This window comes from Curtobacterium sp. MCLR17_031 (assembly GCF_003234775.2).
Lineage (GTDB): Bacteria > Actinomycetota > Actinomycetes > Actinomycetales > Microbacteriaceae > Curtobacterium > Curtobacterium flaccumfaciens.
Genome location: NZ_CP126270.1, coordinates 509,164 through 532,250 on the forward strand (window position 1 = coordinate 509,164; position 23,087 = coordinate 532,250).

The 23,087-nt window shown below is 70.0% G+C and carries 16 protein-coding genes; 11 read left to right on the top strand and 5 right to left on the bottom strand.

What is annotated here, in order from left to right; translation table 11 throughout:
* Positions 1 to 23 precede the first annotated feature (23 nt).
* The gene (locus DEI96_RS02595) at positions 24 to 2,036 is read right to left on the bottom strand and encodes a hypothetical protein (protein ID WP_146246873.1); all 2,013 of its coding nucleotides are present in this window, start codon (positions 2,034 to 2,036) and stop codon (positions 24 to 26) included.
* A gap of 780 nt (positions 2,037 to 2,816) precedes the next feature.
* Between DEI96_RS02595 and dnaK the strand changes: the two genes are divergently transcribed.
* The 4 genes from dnaK to DEI96_RS02615 all read left to right on the top strand — a co-directional run bounded on the left by dnaK (position 2,817) and on the right by DEI96_RS02615 (position 6,926).
* Complete coding sequence (gene dnaK, locus DEI96_RS02600) at positions 2,817 to 4,682, top strand: molecular chaperone DnaK (RefSeq protein WP_017886379.1); 1,866 nt, start codon at positions 2,817 to 2,819, stop codon at positions 4,680 to 4,682.
* Between the two features lie 2 nt (positions 4,683 to 4,684).
* Positions 4,685 to 5,344, top strand: a complete 660-nt coding sequence (locus tag DEI96_RS02605; protein WP_111022731.1) for a nucleotide exchange factor GrpE — start codon at positions 4,685 to 4,687, stop codon at positions 5,342 to 5,344.
* Between the two features lie 41 nt (positions 5,345 to 5,385).
* The gene (locus tag DEI96_RS02610) at positions 5,386 to 6,390 is read left to right on the top strand and encodes a DnaJ C-terminal domain-containing protein (protein ID WP_111022732.1); all 1,005 of its coding nucleotides are present in this window, start codon (positions 5,386 to 5,388) and stop codon (positions 6,388 to 6,390) included.
* 125 nt (positions 6,391 to 6,515) lie between these two features.
* The gene (locus DEI96_RS02615; RefSeq protein ID WP_027464889.1) at positions 6,516 to 6,926 is read left to right on the top strand and encodes a heat shock protein transcriptional repressor HspR; all 411 of its coding nucleotides are present in this window, start codon (positions 6,516 to 6,518) and stop codon (positions 6,924 to 6,926) included.
* Positions 6,927 to 6,989: 63 nt separating this feature from the next.
* Here the strand turns inward: DEI96_RS02615 and DEI96_RS02620 are convergent, their stop codons facing one another.
* Entirely contained in the window at positions 6,990 to 8,912 is a 1,923-nt protein-coding gene (locus DEI96_RS02620; RefSeq protein ID WP_111022733.1) for a hypothetical protein, read from the bottom strand.
* Between the two features lie 267 nt (positions 8,913 to 9,179).
* Between DEI96_RS02620 and DEI96_RS02625 the strand changes: the two genes are divergently transcribed.
* A complete protein-coding gene (locus tag DEI96_RS02625) occupies positions 9,180 to 10,496 on the top strand; it encodes a right-handed parallel beta-helix repeat-containing protein (RefSeq protein WP_181440475.1) in 1,317 nt (438 codons plus the stop codon).
* 73 nt (positions 10,497 to 10,569) lie between these two features.
* On the opposite strand, the gene DEI96_RS02630 is transcribed toward DEI96_RS02625, so the two are convergent.
* Positions 10,570 to 12,621, bottom strand: coding sequence for a hypothetical protein (locus tag DEI96_RS02630; protein WP_111022735.1), 2,052 nt, complete (start codon positions 12,619 to 12,621; stop codon positions 10,570 to 10,572).
* A 120-nt stretch (positions 12,622 to 12,741) separates the two neighbouring features.
* On the opposite strand from DEI96_RS02630, the gene DEI96_RS02635 reads away from it, so the two are divergent.
* Entirely contained in the window at positions 12,742 to 13,887 is a 1,146-nt protein-coding gene (locus DEI96_RS02635) for a class I SAM-dependent methyltransferase (protein WP_111022736.1), read from the top strand.
* Between the two features lie 81 nt (positions 13,888 to 13,968).
* On the opposite strand, the gene DEI96_RS02640 is transcribed toward DEI96_RS02635, so the two are convergent.
* Both DEI96_RS02640 and DEI96_RS02645 read right to left on the bottom strand, forming a co-directional pair.
* Positions 13,969 to 14,799 (bottom strand): aldo/keto reductase, encoded by an 831-nt coding sequence (locus DEI96_RS02640; protein ID WP_111022737.1) that lies wholly within the window; start codon positions 14,797 to 14,799, stop codon positions 13,969 to 13,971.
* Between the two features lie 87 nt (positions 14,800 to 14,886).
* Positions 14,887 to 15,306: a pilus assembly protein CpaE gene (locus DEI96_RS02645; RefSeq protein ID WP_111022738.1), complete on the bottom strand. Its 420-nt coding sequence runs from the start codon at positions 15,304 to 15,306 to the stop codon at positions 14,887 to 14,889.
* Positions 15,307 to 15,545: 239 nt separating this feature from the next.
* Here DEI96_RS02645 and DEI96_RS02650 point away from each other — a divergent pair, with 239 nt between their 5' ends.
* From DEI96_RS02650 to DEI96_RS02670, 5 genes are all read left to right on the top strand, one after another.
* The gene (locus DEI96_RS02650; protein WP_111022739.1) at positions 15,546 to 18,260 is read left to right on the top strand and encodes a glycoside hydrolase family 2 protein; all 2,715 of its coding nucleotides are present in this window, start codon (positions 15,546 to 15,548) and stop codon (positions 18,258 to 18,260) included.
* A gap of 151 nt (positions 18,261 to 18,411) precedes the next feature.
* Positions 18,412 to 18,696, top strand: a complete 285-nt coding sequence (gene tatA, locus DEI96_RS02655) for a twin-arginine translocase TatA/TatE family subunit (protein ID WP_111022795.1) — start codon at positions 18,412 to 18,414, stop codon at positions 18,694 to 18,696.
* Between the two features lie 104 nt (positions 18,697 to 18,800).
* A complete protein-coding gene (locus DEI96_RS02660) occupies positions 18,801 to 20,219 on the top strand; it encodes an MFS transporter (RefSeq protein WP_111022740.1) in 1,419 nt (472 codons plus the stop codon).
* 53 nt (positions 20,220 to 20,272) lie between these two features.
* Positions 20,273 to 22,441, top strand: coding sequence for an ATP-dependent Clp protease ATP-binding subunit (locus DEI96_RS02665; RefSeq protein WP_084740532.1), 2,169 nt, complete (start codon positions 20,273 to 20,275; stop codon positions 22,439 to 22,441).
* 74 nt (positions 22,442 to 22,515) lie between these two features.
* A complete protein-coding gene (locus DEI96_RS02670; protein ID WP_111022741.1) occupies positions 22,516 to 23,070 on the top strand; it encodes a DUF2231 domain-containing protein in 555 nt (184 codons plus the stop codon).
* Positions 23,071 to 23,087 lie beyond the last annotated feature (17 nt).

Sequence of the window (23,087 nt, forward strand, 5' to 3'; positions counted from 1 at the left end):
CGCGGACGGGAGGGGCCAGGGTGCTACTTGGTGTCGGCCGGCAGGGTGAAGAGCTCGCTGAGCTCCGTCTTGCCGTTCTTGGTCTGCTCGAGAGCGAAGCGGAACTCGGTCGCGCCGCGGGAGACCGCGCGGTCGAAGGTCCAGTTGCCCTGGGCATCGACCTCGAACGTGCCGGGGACGATCTGCGTGCCGGTGATGTTGAGCACGCGGTAGCTCGCGCCGGGCTCACCGGTGCCGGTGAAGGTGTTCACGGCACCCGGGGTCACCGACCGGTTGGCCACGGTCACCTGGGCGAAGTCCGCGGCGTTGATCGTGAACAGCTCGGACTTCTCGGTCTGGCCGTTCTTGCTCTGCTCGATCACGAAGCGGAAGTTCGACGCACCGTTCGAGACGACACGGTCGAAGGTCCAGTTGCCCTGGGCGTCGACCTCGTGGGTACCGGGGACGATCTGCGTGCCCGAGATGTTCAGGACGCGGAACGTCGCACCGGGCTCACCGGTCCCGGTGAAGGTGTTCGAGCGGCCCGGGGTGACGCGCTCCGGCGTGGTGACGGTCACCGGGGCGAGTGCCGCGGCGTTGATCGTGAACAGCTCGGACTTCTCGGTCTGGCCGTTCTTCGTCTGCTCGATCACGAAGCGGAAGTTCGACGCACCAGCCGACACGACACGGTTGAACGACCAGTTGCCCTGCGCGTCGACCTCGAAGGTCCCGGGGACGATCTGGGTGCCGGAGACGTTGAGCACGCGGAACGTGGCGCCGGGCTCGGCCGTGCCGGTGAACGTGTTCGTCAGGCCCGGACGGACGGCGGCCGGCGTGGTGACGGTCACCGGCGCGAGGGCGGACGCGTTGATGGTGAAGAGCTCGGACTTCTCGGTCTGGCCGTTCTTGGTCTGCTCGATCACGAAGCGGAAGTTCGACGCACCGTTGGAGACGACACGGTCGAAGCTCCAGCGGCCGTCGGCACCCACCTCGAAGGTCCCGGGGACGATCTGGGTGCCGGAGACGTTGAGCACGCGGAACGTGGCACCGGGCTCGGCCGTGCCGGTGAACGTGTTCGAGCGACCCGGGGTGACCGAGGCCGGACCCGACAGCGTGATCGGGGCCAGCTCCGTGCGACCCTCGACCGTCGCGGTGACGGTCTTGCGGTCGATCTCGCGGTCGTTGATCTTCTGGATGACGACGAGGGCGTTGTCGCCGACCTCGAGGTCGCCGACCGTGATGGACCAGGCACCGGTGGTGGCGTCGGCCTTGGCCGTCTCGTCGCCGATCGAGATGTCGGCACCCGGGGTGGCGGTGCCGGTCACCACGGCCGAGCGGGCCTCGTTGTCGACCGACGAGACCTCGGCGGTCAGGTCGACGACCGACGTGCCGACCGTGGTGGACGTCGAGCCCTGGGCACGGAAGTCGTTCGTGCTGCTCGTGCCGCTGAAGTCGAACTCCATGGCGCTCGGGGCCTCGGGCGCATCCGCCGCAGCGGTGACGTCGATCATGAAGCGGTACTGCTGGTCGGTGGGACGCTCACTGGCCCAGTCGACGTCGAAGGTGAGGGTCGTGTTGTCGTTCGACAGGCGACCGTTCGAGAGTGGGATGGACGTGGATGCGTTCCACGCGGTGTTGCCGACGCGACGCCACGAGCCCTGCACGGTGTCCTGCTCGGAGAAGGTCGCACCGTCCGGAGCGGTCAGCACGACGGTGCCCTTGGTGTTCGTGCGGGAGACCCGGTTCTCGACGACGAACGGGACCTGGGTGGTCTCGCCGCGTTCCAGTTCGACTGGGCCCTGGTCGACGGCGAAGAGGCCGCCGCCCTCGACGATCGTGACGGCGACGTTCTTCCGATCGATCTCCGTGGTGCCGCGCTTCTGCACGGCCACGAGTGAGTTCACGCCATTCGCCAGGCCGGTGACCGTCATGGTCCACTTGCCGTCCGCGTTCACGTTGACGGTCTTGGAGCCGATCGTCACGGTCTGGTTCGGGGTCGCCGTTCCGGAGATGACGGCTGACTTGTTGATGTTGCTCGTGCTCGTGACGTTCGCCACGAGCGGCTTGTTGATCGACGCAATGATCTCGTCGTATGTCGCGAGCGTCGAAGGTCCCGTCGTTAGGAAAAAGTAATTGCTGCTGACCGAGGCGCCGAGCTGGATGGTCTTTCCGAGGGAAAACGAGTATGCGGCGGACCCGCAAGCGCGCCAAATAACGGTGTAGTCACTGTTCTGGGTGCCAGGGCCGAGGCAAAGGCCTTTGTGCTTGATCGGGCCCGAAGTCCCCGGCGCAGGGAACTCGACAGTGACCGCGTTGGCTTTTGCAGTGCTGAAAGACGAAGTGGCGTACAGCGAAGCGCCACCACCGGCCGACGCTTGATAGTCCTGGACTCCGTAGTACGTGCCTGGCCCCCCGAGGACGAGCTTCCCGGAGACGGTGGTGTCGGCTTGCGGGGCCCCACTGGCAGCATATGAGGCTGTTCCGAAGGAGAGGCCGGACACGATGGTGGCTGCGACCAGACCGGCGGCACCCATGGACTTGAGAGCAGTCGAGGCCCTCTTGTTGTGAGACATGTGCATCTTTCAGGACAGGCCGCAGACAGCGGCTGTGCGGGAAGGGACACGCCCGTCGAGGTACTCCAACGGCGCATGTACATCCAGAATATCATGTGAAATACCAACATACGAACGTGCTAGTGCTGCAAGGTGGCGCCTGGGAGTTGAGTGGGACTGGCGCAGGGTTGCTCTCCCCGAAGTTGACTCCAGCCGACTCAGGAGTAGAGTTGAGCCCATCGGACGCAAGTCCAACGACTTACCCCCAAGCAAGAGGAGCAACACATGGGACGTGCAGTAGGCATCGACCTCGGAACCACCAACTCCGTCGTCTCCGTACTCGAAGGTGGCGAGCCCACCGTCATCGCAAACGCCGAGGGCATGCGCACGACGCCGTCGATCGTGGCGTTCACCAAGGACGGTGAGGTCCTGGTCGGCGAGACCGCCAAGCGTCAGGCCGTGACGAACGTCGACCGCACCATCGCGTCGGTCAAGCGGCACGTCGGCACCGACTGGACCACCGAGATCGACGGCAAGAAGTACACGCCGCAGGAGATCTCGGCCCGCACCCTCGGCAAGCTCAAGCGCGACGCCGAGCAGTACCTCGGCGAAGACGTCACGGACGCGGTCATCACCGTGCCGGCGTACTTCAACGACGCCGAGCGCCAGGCCACGAAGGACGCCGGTGAGATCGCCGGCCTCAACGTCCTCCGCATCATCAACGAGCCGACTGCGGCCGCCCTGGCCTACGGACTCGACAAGGGCAAGGAAGACGAGCTCATCCTGGTCTTCGACCTCGGTGGCGGCACGTTCGACGTCTCCCTGCTCGAGGTGGGCAAGGACGACGACTTCTCGACGATCCAGGTCCGCGCGACCTCCGGTGACAACCGCCTCGGTGGTGACGACTGGGACCAGCGCATCGTCGACTACCTCGTCAAGAAGTTCAAGGACGAGCACGGCGTCGACCTGTCCACGGACAAGATCGCCAAGCAGCGTCTGAAGGAAGCGGCTGAGCAGGCCAAGAAGGAGCTGTCGTCGCAGATGTCGGCGAACATCCAGCTCCCGTACCTGACGCTCACCGCCGAGGGCCCGCTGAACCTGGACGAGACCATCTCGCGCGCACAGTTCGAGCAGATGACCTCCGACCTGCTCGACCGCACCAAGAAGCCGTTCAACGACGTCATCAAGGAAGCCGGTGTCTCGGTCAACGACATCGCGCACGTGGTGCTCGTCGGCGGCTCGACCCGCATGCCCGCCGTGGCCGAGGTCGTCAAGTCGCTGACCGGTGGCAAGTCCCCGAACCAGGGCGTCAACCCGGACGAGGTCGTCGCCGTCGGTGCCGCGCTCCAGGCCGGTGTGCTGAAGGGCGAGCGCAAGGACGTCCTGCTCATCGACGTCACGCCGCTGTCGCTCGGCATCGAGACCAAGGGTGGCCTGATGACGAAGCTCATCGACCGCAACACCGCGATCCCGACCAAGCGGAGCGAGACCTTCACGACCGCTGACGACAACCAGCCGTCGGTCGCCATCCAGGTCTTCCAGGGCGAGCGCGAGTTCACCCGCGACAACAAGCCGCTCGGCACCTTCGAGCTCACCGGCATCGCGCCGGCTCCCCGTGGCGTCCCGCAGGTCGAGGTCACCTTCGACATCGACGCCAACGGCATCGTGCACGTGTCCGCCAAGGACAAGGGCACCGGCAAGGAGCAGTCGATGGTCATCTCCGGCGGCTCGTCGCTGCCGAAGGAGGACATCGAGCGCATGGTCCGCGAGGCCGAGGAGCACGCAGCCGAGGACAAGGCCCGTCGCGAGGCCAACGAGCGTCGCAACCAGGCCGAGCAGCTCGTCTACTCGATCGAGAAGCTCATCAAGGAGAACGACGAGAAGCTCCCCGCGGACGTCAAGTCCGAGGTGCAGGCCGACGTCGACGCGCTCAAGTCCGCACTCGCGGGCGAGGACGACGACGCGGTGAAGACCGCCTTCGACAAGCTCAACGAGTCGCAGGGCAAGCTCGGCCAGGCCATCTACAGCCAGCAGGACGCAGCAGCCGGCGCCGCCGGTGGCGAGCAGCCCGCGGGTGAGCAGCCGGCCGACGACGAGGACATCGTCGACGCCGAGGTCGTGGACGACGAGGACGACAAGGACAAGAAGTAACGATGACGGATCCCAAGGACAACGCGCCCAACGAGGACGAGCCCCAGGTCGAGGGCGACGCCACGAACGCGACGGAGCCCGAGGACCTCATCGAGGCGGAGGGGCCTGACGTCGAAGTACCGACGGACGGCCCCGCCGCCGGGGGCCCGGCGGCCGATGCAGCGAACGACCTCTCCCCGGAGGACGAAGCGCTGCTCGCCGACGCCGCCCGCGGCATCGCCGAGGACAAGCTCAGCACCGAGGACCGTGACCTCGTCGCCGAGATGCGTGCGGACATGCTCCGTGCGCAGGCCGAGCTGGTGAACTTCCGGAAGCGCGTCGAGCGTGACCGTGAGGCCAACCGCGAGGTCGCCATCGCCGAAGTGGTGCGGGCTCTGCTGCCGGCGCTCGACGACCTCACCCGGGCCGAGGCCCACGGTGACCTCGCCGAGGGCCCGATGCAGGTCATCGGCCAGAAGATCCGCGGGGGCTTCGAGAAGTTCAAGCTCGTGCAGATCGGCGAGAAGGGCGAGGCGTTCGACCCGAACATCCACGAGGCGATCGTCCAGCTCCCCACCCCGGGTGCCACCGGACAGACCGTCGCGGACGTCGTCGAGCCGGGCTACAAGCTCGGCGAGCGCGTCCTCCGCGCGGCCAAGGTCGCGGTGGCGGTCCCGGCCTGAGCCGGATCCCCACGGTGACGACAGAAGAAGGCAGGTGATCCATGGCCAGTCAGGATTGGTTCGACAAGGACTTCTACAAGGTCCTCGGCGTGTCCAAGGACGCCTCCGACGCCGAGCTGAAGAAGACGTACCGGAAGCTCGCGCGGCAGTTCCACCCGGACTCCAACCCGGGTGACGCCGCCGCCGAGAACCGCTTCAAGGAGATCAGCGAGGCGTACTCGGTGCTCTCCGACAAGGAGCAGCGCCAGGAGTACGACCAGGTGCGCGCCATGGGCTCCGGCGCTCGCTTCACTGCGGGCGGCGGGGGCCAGGGCGGGTTCGAGGACGTCTTCGGCGGGATGTTCGGGCAGCAGGGTGGTGGCGGACAGCGCGTCCGCTTCGGCCAGGGCGGACCGGGCGGTGCCGGCGGTTTCGAGGACATCCTCGGCGGGATGTTCGGCGGCGGTGGTGGCTTCGGCCAGACCTCCGGCGGCTACCGCGGCTTCGGCGGGCCGATGAAGGGCCGCGACGTCACGGCGTCGACGACCCTCGACTTCACGACGGCCATCGCCGGTGACACCGTCAAGCTGTCGCAGGGCAACGGCCGACCGGTGAACGTCCGCATCCCCGCGGGCGTCGCTGACGGTCAGAAGATCCGGCTGCGCGGCCGCGGCGAGCCCTCGCCTGACGGTGGCGAGGCCGGTGACCTCGTGGTCGCCGTGTCGGTGCGGAAACACCCGGTGTTCGAGCGCGACGGGCTCAACCTGCGCGTGGACGTCCCCGTGACGTTCACCGAGGCGGCACTCGGCGCGACGATCGAGGTCCCGACGCTCGGCGGCTCGCCCGTGAAGCTCAAGGTCGCACCCGGCACGCCGTCGGGACGCGTCCTGCGCGTCAAGGGTCGCGGCGTCACGACGAAGAACGGCACGGGCGACCTCCTCGCGACCGTCCAGGTCGCGGTGCCGTCGCACCTGTCGGACAAGCAGCGCGAGGCCGTCGAGGCACTCGCGGCTGCGCTGCCCGACGAGAACCCCCGCGAGGACCTCCTCGCCAAGGCGCGCGACTAGCGCGCACGCAACCACAGCAGGAGACCGGTCTGGAGGCCCGGCGCGGCTTCCTCAGGAAGCCGCACCGAGCCTCCAGTCTGGTTTTCACCCACGCGGACGACGGAAAGGAACGCGCCATGACCGACATGGACGAGAACTCGCCCGTCTTCGCGATCGCGGTCGCTGCGGAGCTCGCCGAGATGCACCCGCAGACGCTGCGGCAGTACGACCGGCTCGGCCTGGTCGTGCCGGGTCGCACCCGAGGTGGGTCGCGGCGGTACTCGATGCGCGACGTCGTGCAGTTGCGCGAGATCGCGCGACTCGGCTCCGAGGGGGTGTCGCTGGAGGGGATCCGGCGGGTGCTCGACCTGGAGAACGAGAACAAGGCGCTGCGCGACCGGGTGCGCGAACTCGAGTCGGCGTTGGCCGACCAGCTCATCAACCGGCCGGGCGCGCGGGTCTTCGCCGCCACCGCGAGTGGTGCGGCGATCTCGCTCAAGGCGGGGTCGCGTCCGCAGCGGAACACACAGATCGTGCTCTACCGCGGGCCGCGCTGAAGCCCCGACCAATCGATGCCCCCGGACCGAGTGGTCCGGGGGCATCGTCGTTTCAACCCGGCGTCACCGGGTGTTGGCGAAGATCTCCGCCAGCGTCGTCTCGTAGGTCGTCCCCGAGATCGACACCTCGAACTTGAACTGGAACTTCGTGGCACCGCTGGAGACGACACGCTCGAAGCTCCAGTTGCCCTCGGGGTCGACCGTGACGGTGCCGGGCACGATCTGTGTGCCCGATGCGTTGAGCACGACCATCGTCGCCCCGGCAGGTCCGGTGCCCTCGAAGGTGTTCAGGACGCCGGGGTCGACGGCGCGCGTGGTGATCTCGACCGGTGCGAGGCCCTGGTTGGCGGCGATGGTGAAGACCTCAGACCGCTCGGGCCCCTGTTCGCCCTTCGTCTGCTCGATGACGAACTGGAAGCTCGCGGCACCGTTCGTCACCACCCGGTCGAAGGACCAGTTGCCCTCGTCGTCGACCTTGTGCGTGCGGGGCACGATCTGGTTGCCCGAGACGTTCAGGACGCGGTAGCTCGCGCCGGGTTCGCCGGTCCCGGAGATCCGGTTCGACACCCCGGGAGTGACGGTCGCCGGCCCCGAGAGTCGGACCTGGGTCAGGCGCCCGGTCTCGCCGGGGTTGATGGTGACCTGCGCAGTGGTGGTGTTGTCGCCCTTCGAGCCCTGGACCACGCGCAGGACGTGCTCGGCTCGGTCGAGTGACCCGGTGTCGACGAACCAGCGGCCGCTGGGCAGGACCCCCTCGGTGCTGCGGCCGACCGTGCGCTCGCCGTCGGCGGTCACCTCGACCACCTCGACGGTGGACCCCGGTTCGCCGCTGCCCGACATCGAGACCGAACCGCCGGCGTGGGCGGCGCCCTCGGCCGGCGTCGCGATGCTCACGGCGGCGCCGTAGTCGACGTCGCGGGTCACCTCGTTCGCGGTGTCGCGGACGCCGTCGACGAACTGTGCGGCAGTGAGCCGGAGGACACCACCGGCATCGGGTGCGGAGATCGTCGTCTCCCACGCTCCGTCCGGACCTGCCGTGACCGTGTCGCCGAGCTGGTTCCCCGCGGCGTCGTAGAGGCGGACCGCGGCCTCGGGCTGCGCGCTCCCACTGGCCGTCACCGGATCGGACAGGGCGTCGGCGAAGGTCGTCTCGAACGTGAGCGGTGCCACCGTCAGCGTGATCTCGAGCTCGGCGGTCCCGGTGCGTTCGGTGCCCTCGTACTGCTCGAGCTCGAGGGTGCTGGTGCCGAGGGGCAGATTCGTGACGCGGGCCGTCCAGCGACCGTCGGGCCCGACGACCTGCGGGTTGCGACCGTCGATGAGGACCGTCGCGTCGGGTGTCCCCGTGCCGGAGACCTGGGCGCTCCGCGTCGTGACGTCGGTGGAGTCGACCCGTGCGGTGAACGAGGGCGTGAAGTCCTCGGTGTTCGGCAGTCGGTCGGCGACGTTCTGGGACTGCAGGCGCATCACCCGGTCGGTGTTGAACAGGCCGAGGAACCCGCGGTTGTAGGTCGACTGCAGGCCGGTGCCGATCGGGTTGTTCGAGCCGGTGTTCGCCGCGGTGCGGAACTGCTGCTTGGCGTCACCGTCGACGCACGTCTCGAGGGTGACGGGCGAGTAGCTCGTGATCGAGGCCGTGGCGGCCGTGAGGCACAGGTCGGGGTCCGACATCGGTCGCACGGTGGTGACCGCTCCGGGCTGCGGGATGGACCACCGCACGGCGGCCGCGCGGGCGGCAGCCAGGGTGCTGGCTCGGTTCGCCGGGATCTCCGCCCCGGCCGCGGCCGCCGAGGGTGCGCTGTACCGCGGGGTGGACGGGTCGCCGGCGAACGCCGAGGTCTCGGTGACGAGCGGGCCGACCAGGGTCAGCTCCGACTCGTCGAGCTCGGCCGCGGCGGCCGGGGACAGCCCGGCGGTCGCAGCGATCGTCAGGACCGTCAGGCCGGTTGCCGTGCGCGCGGTGGTCCTGCGGGAGTGTCTCGTCATCGATGGGTCTCTCTCGTCTCTGAGGGCGGACGGTCGGTACCGTCCGTGTCCGGTCGACCCGGACGGAACGCAACATATCAGCACCTTCGAAGCCATCGACCATGCGGCAATGCGAGATACAGAATGGCCCTCGTATGGTGGAATACCAGGACGTGGACGGTACGGCCACGGCGCCGTACGGTTGCGCCGACACAGCGGGGCGATCGGCACGACGAGGGGGCAGGGATGGACGACCGAGGGCGACCGGAGGAACGTGTTCGACGTCGCGTGCTGATCGCTGCGGTGCTCGGCGGAGTCGGGCTGGCGGCGACCGTGGTCCTCGGGCGACGCCCGGGCTCGACCGAGGCGGCCGACGACCCGGACGGCGACCCGCTGCAGGCGGCACTGGACGCGGTGCCCTCCGGAGGGGAGTACGTGATCGACCGGGGCTGGGCGCGCTCGCGGAGTCTCGTCGTCCGGCGTCCGCTTCGACTGCGGTTCACCGGCGGCGGTGCCCTCCGCATGACGACTGCGTCGACCGCCCTCCTGGTGCAGGCGTCCGACGTCGAGGTCGTGGATGCCGTGATCACGGGAGCCGGTGCCGACAGTGGGGGCCTCGGTCACGGGATCGCGGTGATGGGACTCCGCGGCGATCCGCTGTACGGGATCACCGTGCGACGCGGTCACTTCCGGGACATCCCGCACGACGGAGTGCACCTGGAGTACTGCGACCGATTCGAGATCACCGGGACGACGATGGAGCGCCTCGGCTACGCGGGCATCGTCGGGGTCGGGGTCGTCGACGGGATCATCGACGGCAACACGGTGCGGGACGTCCGGCAGCCCGCGCGTCGGGTCAACTCGTACGGCATCTCCCTGACGCGCGACGCCCGGTACACCCCCTCGGAGGCCCGCCGGTCGGCTCGGGTCCGGGTGACGGGCAACCGGATCGACGGCGTCCCCGCGTGGGAAGGCATCGACACGCACGCCGGCGAGGACATCGAGATCCGCGGCAACGTCGTGACGGGCTGCCGGGTGGGCATCGCAGCCGTGCCGTCGAAGGACCCCGCCGATCGGGAACAGACCAGCGTCGCGCCGATCGGACTGGTCATCGCGGACAACGCCGTGACCAGGCCACCCGGGCTCGCGCCGGGGTCCGCCATCATCGTGAGCGGGGCCGGAACGACCGTCGGGTCCACCCGGCCGCGCGCGACCGGGGTGGTCTCGGGCAACGTCGTGACGGGCGGTGGCGGATCTTCCGGCGAGGCCGGCATCCTGCTCAAGCTGACACGGGGGATGGTGGTCGCCCGCAACCGGATCGAGTCGAGCGTCGAGAACGCCGTCTGCCTCGCACACTCGAACGCGGCCGTCACCGTCCGCGCGAACCGCATCGTGGGTGTCGGTGGCGCCGGGATCGGCGTGAACGTCCGCGCCGGAGCGAACGACGGCGCGATCACGCGGAACCACTTCGAGTCCGCACCGCACGCGCTGGCCGTGGCTGTCCGGTTCGGGGATGCGGACAACCGGTTCGTCGTCCGGCGCAACACGTGGGGGACGGCGCGTGTCCGGATCGCCCACGGCGGCGCGACGGTGACGACCGGCTGAGCCCCCCCGACGCCGCAGCACCCCCGGAGCCTCACGGGCCCGGGGGTGCTGTGGTTCACCGTTGGAGCGGCGATCAGCTCGCGGTGAGGGAGAAGGTGCCGGACTTCTTCGCGGTGCCGTTGACGGTCTGCTCGATGACGATGTCGAGCTTGGTGGCGCCCTTGGACACGACGCGGTCGAACGACCAGGAGCCGTCGGTGGCGACCTTGTGGGTGCCGGGGACGATCTGGGTGCCGCTCGGGTTGAGGACCCGGAAGGTCGCGCCGGGGGTGGCGGTGCCGGTGATGTGGTTCGACACGCCGGCCGTGACGGTCTTGGTCGTCACGGTGACGTTCCGCTCCGTGGACGCGGCGAGGGAGAAGGTGCCGGACTTCTTCGCGGTGCCGTTGACGGTCTGCTCGATGACGATGTCGAGCTTGGTGGCGCCCTTGGACACGACGCGGTCGAACGACCAGGAGCCGTCGGTGGCGACCTTGTGGGTACCGGGGACGATCTGGGTGCCGCTCGGGTTGAGGACCCGGAAGGTCGCGCCGGGGGTCGCGGTGCCGGTGATGTGGTTCGAGATGCCCGCGGTCACGGTCTTCGTGGTGACCGTGACCGGCTCGACGGTCTGCGCCTCGGCGTCGAACGCGATGTTCCGCATCACCGACGTCCGGCCGTCGGTGGTCTTCTGCGTGAAGGTGAGCTCGTACCCGGCCGCGCTGGTCAGGTCGGCCGACGCCTTCCAGGTCCCCACGCCGGAGCGCGTACCGGTCACCGGTGCCGTGAAGAGCTCCCGGCCGCGCTGGTCGGTCGCGGTGATCGTCGCGCCGGCCTCGGCGGTGCCGGTGAACGCGCGTGCGCCCGGCGTGTAGGTGTTCTCGTCCGCGAGGCCGTCGACCTGCAGGAGGCGGGGGAGCGCCACTCGCTCGGACGTCCCGCTGAAGTCGCGGCCGTCGAAGACCAGGTTGACCATGTCGAGCTGCTTGCCGGTCGCGGCAGCGGCGATCGTGTAGCTCCACACTGCATCGGCGCTGGTGGCGTGCCCGACGACCCGGTCGCCGTCGAGGATCCAGAGCCCAGGAGCGTCATCGTGCTCCCCGACCACCTGGATGCGTCCGTCCGGGTAGACGAACACGGACCGGAGGGACGGTGCGGCGGCAGTCGGGTCGATCGGCAGCTGCTCGAGTGCGACGGGCACGCGGGCCGACGAGGTGCCGACGGCAGTGCGTCCGACGACGTAGACCGTGGAGCCGACGCGGTCCTGCGGGAGCCGAGCAGAGTAGCCGGTCTCGCCGAGGCGGGCGTCGGCGATGGTGGAGCCGGCTTCGTCCTGCACGACGACCGAGTCCACGTCCTCAGCGACGGAACCCGCCACGACGAACGACCCATCGAGGACGCGCCCCTTCTGCACGACCGTCGGCGCCTGCGGCGCCTCCGATGCCGACGGCGAGAACCGCACGTCGCGGAGCTCGTTCGTCCGACCGTCGGTCGTCGTCTGCGTGAGGGTGATCACGTGGTCGGAGTCGGTGAGGTCGGCATCGGCGTTCCAGGTGCCGATCCCGTTGCGTGCCCCGCTGACCTCGGTCGTGAACAGGGTGGCGCCCGAGGTGGTGTCCTTCGCGACGACGGTGGCGCCGGCGGTTGCACTGCCGGCGAAGTGGGTGGTGCCGGGCATGAACGTGTTCTGCTGCTGTAGTCCGTCGATCTTGATGGTGCGGGGAATCGGGATGCGCTCGCCGCGGGTCTGGGTGCCGTCGGCGGTGGTGTGGACCCGGATCGCCTCGAGTCCGGCGTCCTGGTGACGGTTCTGCACGTTCAGGAAGAACAGGCCGCCCCCCGTCGAGCGGTCGTAGACGGTGTTGCCGCTGACGAGCCAGACGTCGTCGCCGCCAGCATCACCAGCGACGGTGCGTGAGCCGAACGGCGTACTCCAGTCCTGGTAGAACTTGGGCGCTGTCAGCGCGGGGTCGACGGGCAGGGCGTCGAAGTCGGGGGTGTCGGCGCGCACCGCGGATTCCGAGGAGGCAGGTGTGGTGGCCGTCGGGGCAGCGGTCGCGACGCTCGGCGTCAGCAGGCCGAAGCCGAGGGAGGCGGTGAGGACGCCGCAGACGACTGCGGCGCTCCGGAACGAGGTGGATGCCATGAGGGCTCCTTCTGGTGGGGGACCTCCAGGGTACTGACATGTGAAATACACAGCCTGTTCACATCGTGAGTGCGATGACGACGTGCTCCGGCGCCGATCGCCGCCGGGTACGCTGACGCGGTGCCAGACTTCGCCGACCTCTTCCGCCGACGCGACGACGACGCGCCAGACCTCATCGCGATCGACGGCACCGACCGCTTCCTGCTCGACGAAGCCCCGCACGTGCACGGCGACGCACTCCGGCAGCCCGGCGAGGTCGCGGTCGTCGACGACCGGTACGGGGTGCTGACGCTCGGCCTCATCACGCAGTACGGGGCGAGCGACATCCGCGTCGTGCAGGACTCCCTGGTGGGGGAGCGGGCGCTCGAGGCCAACGCCGGCACGTTCGGGCTGCGCGGCTTCCACCACCCTGACTCGCTCGAGGACGCCTTCCGCGACGTGCGGCTCGTGGTGCTGCGGCTCTCGAAGTCGCACGACCGGCTCGACGAGATCGCCCGCGCGGTCGCCCGGTTCGCGGCGCCCGACGTCGTGCTGCTCTGCGGCGGCAACGTGAAGTACATGCACGTGACGCAGAACGACGTGCTCCGGCGCTCGTTCGGCGAGGTCACGGCATCACGAGGCCGCGGCAAGTCGCGACTGCTCATCGCGCAGGACCCGCTCCGCGCACAGGCGAACCGCGCCGCGACGACGAACCCCTGGCCGCGGTCGGTGCACGTCGACGACCTCGGCATGACCCTGGTGGCGCACGGTGGCGTGTTCGCCGGGACGTCGCTCGACCAGGGCACGCGGGTGCTGCTCGACGCGATGGACCGGGCGGTCCCGACCGCGCGCACGATCGTGGACCTGGGGAGCGGCAACGGCGTGATCGCGGCCGCGGTCGCTCGTCGGCGACCGTCGGTGCGGGTGATCGCCACCGACGTGTCCCGGATCGCGGTGGAGTCGACGCGCGCGACCGCGGAGGCCAACGGTGTGGCCGACCGGGTGACGGTGCTGCGCACCGACGCGGGCGACGAGCTCGCGGAGGGGTCCGCGCAGCTCGTGCTCTGCAACCCGCCGTTCCACGCGGACACCACGGTGACCACGGACACCGCCGAGGCGATGTTCCGGAACGCGGCCACGATCCTCCAGGCCGGCGGTGAACTGTGGTGTGTCTGGAACACGCACCTGCGCTACCGGCCGGTGCTCTCGCGCCTGGTCGGGCCGACCCGAGAGGTCGTCCGGACTCCGAAGTTCACGGTCACGGCCTCGGTCGCGACGAACCGCTGACGGCAGAGGACGGCCACGGACGGCGAGAGCCGCCCGGGCTGACCCGGACGGCTCTCGCGACGTGGTGCGGTGGGGGACCGATCAGGCCGGCACGTAGTCGAACGTGTCGGGGTCGGGGCCCGTGCGGTGGCCCTTGTCGAGGCCGGTGATGTCCGTCATGTCCTCGTCCGAGAGCTCGAAGTCGAAGATCGCGAAGTTCTCCTCGACGCGGGCACGGGTGACCGACTTCGGGAACACGATGTCGCCGCGCTGGATGTGCCAGCGGAGGACGACCTGCGCCGGGGACTTGCCGACCGATGCGGCGATGCGGGTGATGGTCTCGTCGTCGAGGACGAGACCCTGCGCGATCGGGGACCACGCCTCGGTCGCGATGCCGTGCTCACGGTTGTAGGCGCGGAGCTCGTCCTGCGCCAGGTACGGGTGCACCTCGATCTGGTTGACCGCCGGGGTGATGGTCGTCTCGGCGGCGAGGCGGTTGAGGTGGTTCGTCTGGAAGTTCGAGACACCGATCGACCGCGCGGTACCGGCGGCGTAGAGCTCCTCGAAGGCCTTCCACGTCGGGACGAAGTCCGAGACGGTGGGCAGCGGCCAGTGGATGAGGAACAGGTCGGTGTAGCCGCCGAGCAGGTCGGCCGACTTCTTGCCGTTCTCCAGCGCCGCCTCGGGGGCGTGGAAGCCGTTGTTGAGCTTGGAGGTGACGAAGATCTCGGAACGGTCGATGCCGGACTCGGCGATCGCCTCACCGACCTCCTTCTCGTTGCCGTACATCTCGGCGGTGTCGATGTGGCGGTAACCGACCTCGAGCGCGGCCAGCGTGGCGGCCTTCGTCTCGGAGGGGTCGATCTGGAAGACACCGAAGCCGAGCTGCGGGATGGTCTTGCCGTCGTTCAGGGTGATGTTCGGAACGGTCATGGACCCATGCAACCAAACGTCCCTCAGCGCGCATTCCGCCGACACCCAGGAACGGCGGCCCCGGGCGTGCCGCTCAGGCTGCGCAGCTCACGCGAGCGCAGCCGTGATGTACGCCTGGAGTGCCTGTCCGTACGCGACCGCCGGCACCTCGGACGCGAAGCTGCGGTCGGCGCCGCCGATCGTCGCCGTCACGGTGAAGACCACGCGACCGCCGACCTGCACCCGGGTGAGTCCGATGAACGACGGCCCGAGCAGCTCGCGCAGCTGGTCCTCACGGGGCAGCCAGAGCGACTCGGTGGCGGTGACCGAGTCGAGCGCCCACTCGGTGGTGCCGTTGAAGCCGAGGATCGTGCCGGTGGGGGAGTCGTGCCGTTCGACGGTCATCTCGGACACCGTGTAGACGTCGTCGTCGATGCCCGGCTTGTCGATCACGAACCGGTCCCCGGTCTCGGGGTGCCAGCGGAGGCCGGCGTCACGGAGGGACCTGGCGAGTTCGACGGTGATCACGTTCCCACCTTGCCCGCGCGACCCGCCCCCTGTCACCACCTAGGTTGCCGAAAGCATCCCGTACTAGCATCGCCGAGCACCCCTCGCGCGAGCGCAACCCGTTCGTGCGCGCGACGTGACGACGCCCGGGCAACCGGTGCCGAGCCTCCAGGCCGTGGGAACCGGCCACGGGTCGGACCGCCGGTCGGCGTCCCCGACCGAGGCTGACGGACACCCTGCCGCCGAAGAGAAGGACCCGCATGACCCTCGAACGCGAGGAACTCCGCGACGACTGGACCGTGACGATGGCCGGAGGAACCGGTGCGCCCGACGGCGTCGCGGGCCGCACCATCCCGGCGACGGTGCCGGGTCAGGTCCACACCGACCTGGAGCGGGAGGGGCTGCTGCCGGACCCGACGTTCCACCTGAACGAGCAGGCCGCGAAGTGGGTCGGCCGCGCCGACTGGGCGTACCGCCGCACGGTCGACGTCGACCCGCGGGGCCACGAGCGCGTCGACCTGGTCTGCGACGGCCTGGACACGGTCGCGGAGCTCAGCCTGGACGGCGTCGTCGTGGGCACGACCCGCAACATGCACCGCCGGTACCGGTTCGACGCCCGGGTGCAGACGGGGTCCGGTGGCACCACGAAGGACCTCGAGATCCTGTTCGAGTCGCCGTACCGCGAGGCCGGCCGGGTCGCTGCGAAGGCCGGCAGCATGCCCGGTCCGTACGACGAGCCGTTCCCGTACGTCCGCAAGATGGCGTCGAACTTCGGCTGGGACTGGGGCCTGACGGCGGTCACGAGCGGCCCCTGGCGGCCGGTCGCGATCGAGCGTTGGTCGACCGCGCGCCTGCGCGAGGTCCGTCCGCTCGTCGACGTCGAAGCCGGCGAGGGGGTGCTCGACGCGCACATCACCGTCGAGCGCTCGGGCATGAACGACCTGGACCAGGACGGTGAGGACGACGACCTCGTGCTCGTCGTCACCGTCAGCGGCGAGACCGAGGACGGCGGCACCACGCGCCAGCGGTCCCGCGCGCAGCTGACCCCGAAGGACGACGAGACGGTCGTCACCGTGCGCGTCCCCGAGGCGCGGCGCTGGTGGCCGCGCGGCTACGGCGCGCAGCCGCAGTACGACGTCGTGGTCGAGCTGCAGACGGTCGACGGCGAGGTGCTCGACCGCGACACGTTCCGCACCGGGTTCCGGTCGACCCGCATCGAGACCCAGGTCGACGGCATCGGTCGCCCCTTCGCCGTGCACGTCAACGGCACGCTCATCGACGTCCGGGGCGTCAACTGGATCCCCGACGACGTCATCGTCTCGCGCGTCGACCGCGCCCGACTCGAGTCCCGGCTGGGTGCCGCGGCCTCGCTCGGCACGAACCTCGTGCGCGTCTGGGGCGGCGGAGTGTACGAATCGCGCGACTTCTACGAGGTCTGCGACGAACTCGGTCTGCTCGTCTGGCAGGACTTCCCGTTCGCGTGCTCGGCCTACCCGGAGGTCGAGCCGATCCGCAGCGAGGTCATCGCCGAGGCACGCGACAACGTCGCCCGCCTCGCCCGCCACCCCTCGCTGGTGGTCTGGAACGGCAACAACGAGAACATCTGGCTGCACGACGCCGACGGCTGGGGTGCGGAGCTGGGCGATCGGGGCTGGGGCCTCGACTACTACCTCGACCTGCTGCCGACCATCGTCGACGCTGTCGACCCGTCGCGCTTCTACACGGTCGCGTCGCCGTGGTCCGGCTCCGAGTCGCTGCCCGCGAACGAGGTCGACCACGAGACGCACCACTCGTGGGACGTCTGGAACCGGCTGCCCGACACCGCCTACCGCGAGTCGGTGCCGCGGTTCGTGTCGGAGTTCGGCTGGCAGGCGCCGCCCGCCTGGCGCACGCTGCGCGACGCGGTCACGGACGCGCCGCTGCGGGTCGACTCGCCCGGTGTGGTCCACCACCAGAAGGCGGCGGACGGGATGGCCAAGCTGGCCCGCGGGCTCGAGCCGCGCTTCGGCCCGGTCGACCCGGCCGCGTTCGACGCGTGGCACTACCTGACGCAGCTCCAGCAGGCGCGGGCGATCGCGACCGGCATCGAGCACTGGCGCACCCACTGGCCGCGCAACACCGGTGTCGTGGTGTGGCAGCTGAACGACCTGTGGCCGGTGTCGTCGTGGTCGGCCATCGACTCGGCGGGGCGGCTGAAGCCGCTGGCGCACGAGCTGCGCCGGCTCTACGACGACGTGCTGCTGACGATCCGTCCGGTGTCGTCGGTGGCGGTGACGCCGGGTGCGGCCGGTACCGCCGGTGCGTCGGGTGCGGTCGCCGCGTCGGGTGCGTCGGGACCGTCGGGTGCGGAGCGGACTGGAGGCCCGGATCACCCGGGTGCGTCGCCTGCGGTCGGCGAGACGGCTGACCTGGGCGAGCTCGCGGACACGCTCTCGCTGGGCGTCTCACCCGGCGCGTTCGGGTCCTCACCGGTCGAGGTGGCCGTCCGGTCGACCCGCACCGGGCACGACAGCGTGGTGCGGGTGCGCCGGATCACCACGGCCGGCACGATCCTGGCCGAAGCGTCGCTGCCGGTCCGGCTGTCGTCCGCCGGCGTCGCGGTCGTCGCCCTGCCCGAGTCGGTCGGTGTCGTCGACGACCCGGCCAACGAGCTCGTCATCGCGGACATGGACTGGCGCCGCGCGGTCTGGACTCCCGGTCCCGACGCCGCGATGCGGTGGGAGCCCGCGCGCTACCGGACCTCGTTCGCGGTGGCCGACGGTGGTCTGGACCTGACCGTCGAGGCCGACTCGCTCGTCCGCGACCTGCTGGTGCAGCCGGACCGGGTCGCGGCGGACGGCACGGTCGACCGCGGGTTCATGACGCTGCTGCCCGGCGAGCGGGTGGTGTTCCGGCTCGGCGGTGTGACCGAGGCCGACATCCCGGCGCTCCGCGAGGCGCCCGTGCTGTGGAGCATCGACGGCGTCCTGCGGTGACCGGAGCGCTTCCCTGGACGAACGGTGTCCGTTCCGGGGGCCGGCCTGGGCATCCGGGGGCGGGGGAGTTACCATGGGGGGACACGGACTTCCGCCGCGATGATCGACGACGATCAGCGGACGGCGACCAGTTCCAGATCAAGGAGTCATGATGATTGGTAACCTGACCGGCCTTCACCTGCTGATCATCCTCGGGATCGTCATCCTGCTGTTCGGCGCGACCAAGCTCCCGGCGCTCGCCAAGGGCCTCGGCCAGTCGATCAACATCTTCAAGAAGGAGATGTCCGACGACGAGAAGAAGGCCCAGGCCAACGGCACTGCTCCGGACGGCACGGTGCAGAACAGCACCGTCCAGAACGTCCCCACCGAGCCCGCCGCTGGTCCGGTCCTGAACCCGGGGCCGACCGCGCAGCCCAACACCGACTCCCGGCGTTAGGACACCCAGCCCCGTCCTGTCGGCAGCCCCCGCGACCACATCGGTCGCGGGGGCTTCGTCGTGCGGGATCGACCGCGGGGTACCCGGTGCCGCAGGATGAGCACATGACCGCTCCCGTTCCCGTTCCGGCCCCCGTGCCGCACGGTGTCGCGCCGCTCCGGGACGACCGGCGGATCGTGCTGGTGGTGGCGATCCTGGCGTCGTTCGTCGTCGGGCTCGACTCGAGCGTCGTGAACGTCGCACTCCCCGCGATCCGGCAGGAGCTCGGCGGCGGACTCGTCGTGCAGCAGTGGGTCGTCGACGCGTACCTGGTCACCCTCGGCTCGCTCATCCTGGTCGCCGGCAGCCTGTCCGACCTGTTCGGCCGCGTCCGGATCATCACGTGGGGGCTCGTGGTCTTCGGCATCGCGTCCGTGGTGTGCGCGATCGCCCCGACCGGCGAGGTGCTCATCGTCGCCCGGGCACTGCAGGGCGTCGGCGGGGCGCTCGTCATGCCGAGCGCGCTCGCCCTCATCGTCGCGGCGTTCCGCGGAGCGGCGCAGGCGAAGGCCATCGGCACGTGGACGGCGTGGTCGAGCGCGGCCACGATCCTCGGCCCCGTCGTCGGCGGGCTCGTGGTGGACGGCATCGGGTGGCGGTGGGTCTTCGTGCTCACCGCGGTGCCGATCGCCGTGACGATCCCGCTGGTCCTGCGCATCACCGGTGACGTGCACCCCGCCGTCCGCCCGCGCATCGACGTCGTCGGGGCCGTGCTCGCCGTCGTGGGTGTCGGTGGTGTCGTGCTCGGCCTCATCGAACAGGAGCGGTTGGGGTGGGGTGCGCCCGTGGTGGTCGGCGCGCTCGTGCTCGGTGCCGCCGCACTCGTGGCGTTCGTGCCGTGGGAACTGCGGGTGACGCGGACGACGGGGTCGCCGCTCGTGCCGCTCGAGCTGTTCCGGGCGCGGAACTTCACGGTCGGCAACCTCGCGACGCTGTCCATCTACGGGGCGCTCGGCATGGTGTTCTTCGTCGTCACCCTGTTCCTGCAGGAGGTCTGGCGGTTCCCGGCCTGGCTCGCCGGCCTCGCGACGCTGCCGCCGACGATCATGCTGCTCGCGCTGTCCACCGCCGTCGGGTCCTTCGCCGGTCGGTACGGCCCGCGGTGGTTCATGGCCGCGGGGCCGGCGGTCGGCGCGGCCGGGGCGCTCCTGCTGCTGCTCGCCGGCGACGACCCGAACGGCTACTGGTGGTCGGTGTTCCCCGGGCTGGTGATGATCGGCGTGGGCATCGCCCTGATGGTCACACCCCTGACCAGTGCGGTGCTCGGATCGGTGCCGCAGTCCGAGGCCGGGTCCGGTTCGGCCGTGAACAACGCGGTCGCGCGGATCGCCGGACTCGTCACGGTGGCACTGGCCGGCGTGGTGCTCGGCGGTGAGGTGAGCGTCGACGGGCTGCACCGGGCCATGGTGGTGATGGCGCTCCTGCTGCTGGCCGGTGCCGTCGTCTGCGCCGTCGGGATCCGGAATGTCCCGGAGCGCACGTAAGTTGAGTGGAGTAGACTCAACTCCAGGACCACCGCAACGAAAGGACGGAACGCATGGCGAACCTCCAGGGCGCTCCTGACTCGCAAGAACGGCAGAAGACCGCCCTCGAGCAGTACGGCATCGACCTCACGGCGATCGCCCGCAGCGGCAAGCTCGACCCCGTGATCGGCCGCGACTCCGAGATCCGACGCGTCTCCCAGGTGCTGACGCGCCGCACCAAGAACAACCCCGTGCTCATCGGCGAGCCCGGCGTCGGCAAGACCGCCGTCGTCGAGGGGCTCGCGCAGCGCATCGTCGCCGGGGACGTCGCCGACTCCCTCAAGGACAAGCGGCTCATCTCGCTCGACATCTCCGCCCTCATCGCCGGCGCCAAGTACCGCGGCGAGTTCGAGGAGCGGCTCAAGGCCGTGCTCAAGGAGATCAACGACTCCGACGGGCAGGTCATCACGTTCATCGACGAGCTGCACACCCTGATGGGTGCCGGTGGCGGCGAGGGGTCCGTCGCGGCGTCGAACATGCTCAAGCCGATGCTCGCCCGCGGTGAGCTCCGGCTCATCGGCGCGACGACCCTCGACGAGTACCGCGAGTACATCGAGAAGGACGCCGCGCTCGAGCGTCGCTTCCAACAGGTCTACGTGGGTGAGCCGAGCGTCGAGGACGCCGTGGCGATCCTCCGCGGGCTCAAGGAGCGCTACGAGGCGCACCACAAGGTGACGATCAACGACTCCGCACTGGTCGCGGCCGCGAGCCTGTCGAACCGGTACATCTCCGGCCGGCAGCTGCCCGACAAGGCCATCGACCTGATCGACGAGGCCGCGAGCCGGCTCCGGATGGAGATCGACTCCAGCCCGGTCGAGATCGACGAGCTGAAGCGGAACGTCGACCGTCTGCGTGTCGAGGAGTTCGCCCTCAAGCAGGAGAAGGACGACGCCTCCAAGGCCCGCCTCGAGACGCTGCGCAACGAGCTGCGCACCCGCGAGGAACGGCTGGCCGAGCTCGAGCAGCGCTGGCAGGCCGAGCGCGCGAGCCTCAACCGCATCGGTGAGCTCAAGCAGCAGCTCGACGACCTGAACATGCGGTCGCAGCGCGCCCAGCGCGAGGCCGACTACGAACTCGTCTCCCGACTGGAGTACGGCGAGAAGCCCCGCATCGAGGCCGAGCTCGCCGCCGCCGAACAGGCCGAGAGCGCCGACCGGATGGTGAACGACAGCGTCACCGACGAGGACATCGCCGCCGTGATCGCGCAGTGGACGGGCATCCCGCTCGGCCGGCTGCTCCAGGGCGAGACCGAGAAGCTCCTGCACCTCGAGAGCGAGCTCGGCCGCCGGATCATCGGGCAGCGCACCGCCGTGACCACCGTGTCCGAGGCGGTCCGTCGCACCCGCGCCGGCATCTCCGACCCCGACCGCCCGACCGGTTCGTTCCTGTTCCTCGGACCGACGGGCGTCGGCAAGACCGAGCTGGCCAAGGCGCTCGCCGAGTTCCTGTTCGACGACGAGAAGGCCCTCGTCCGCATCGACATGAGCGAGTACGGCGAGAAGCACTCCGTGGCCCGCCTGATCGGTGCCCCGCCCGGGTACGTCGGGTACGAGGCCGGTGGACAGCTCACCGAGGCGGTCCGCCGCCGTCCGTACTCGGTGATCCTGCTCGACGAGATCGAGAAGGCGCACCCCGAGGTGTTCGACGTGCTGCTGCAGGTGCTCGACGACGGGCGACTGACCGACGGCCAAGGGCGCACGGTCGACTTCCGGAACACGATCCTGGTGCTCACGTCGAACCTGGGGTCGCAGTTCATGACCGACCTGTCCCTGAGCGACGCGCAGCGGGAAGAGGCGGTCCGTGAGCTCGTGCAGCAGGCGTTCCGGCCGGAGTTCATCAACCGTCTCGACGACATCGTGGTGTTCCAGGCCCTGACGGCCGACGACCTCGGGCAGATCGTGTCGCTCTACGTCGACCGGCTGGCCCGTCGGCTGACCGACCGCCGGCTCGAGCTCGCCGTCACCCCCGAGGCGCGCGGCTGGCTGGCCGAGCGCGGGTACGACCCGCTCTACGGTGCGCGGCCGCTCCGCCGCCTGATGCAGCGGCAGATCGACGACCGGTTGGCCCGCGCGATCCTGTCGGGTGACGTCCGTGACGGCGACACCGTCCGGGTGGACGTCGCGGCGGACGGCGACGGCCTGACGGTCGAGCCCTTCGAGCTGGCAGAGATCGTCGAGGAGTAGCCCACCAAGACGGACGGGAGGCCCGTCACCGGTTCCTGGGACCGGTGGCGGGCCGGTCGTCTACCGTCCACGGCATGCCTGAGATCCGCGCGATCCGTCGCCTCACCGACGCCGTCGAGCACGCGAGCGTGCTCGACAAGGCCGTCGACATCGACCGTGCCGTCGTGAACGCCCTCGCCAAGCCGAAGGCCCTGCGCCAGCTGCTGCACGGCGTGCCGTTCGGCCACCCGATCCACCCGCTCATGGTGCAGGTGCCCCTCGGTGCCTGGATCTCCGCCGCGGTGCTCGACCTGGTCGGCGGGAAGGGCAACGCGAAGGCCGCCAAGACCCTGGTCGGCGTCGGCGTCCTGTCGGCGAGCAGTGCCTCGGTCGCCGGCTACGTCGACTGGTCCGAGCTGAACCGCGAGCAGCTCCGCACCGGATGGGTGCACCAGGCCGTGAACTGGACCGGCCTGTCGCTGTACGGCCTGTCATGGCTGCAGCGGAAGCGCGGCAACCACGGCGCCGGCAAGCTGCTCGGCTTCGCGGGTCTCGCCGTCGTCAGTGTCGGCGGGTACCTCGGCGGACACCTGTCCTACCGGCAGCGCGCCGGCGTCAGTGACCACGGCGAGGTGCCGTTCGACGCCTGATCCGCTTCCCAGGTCAG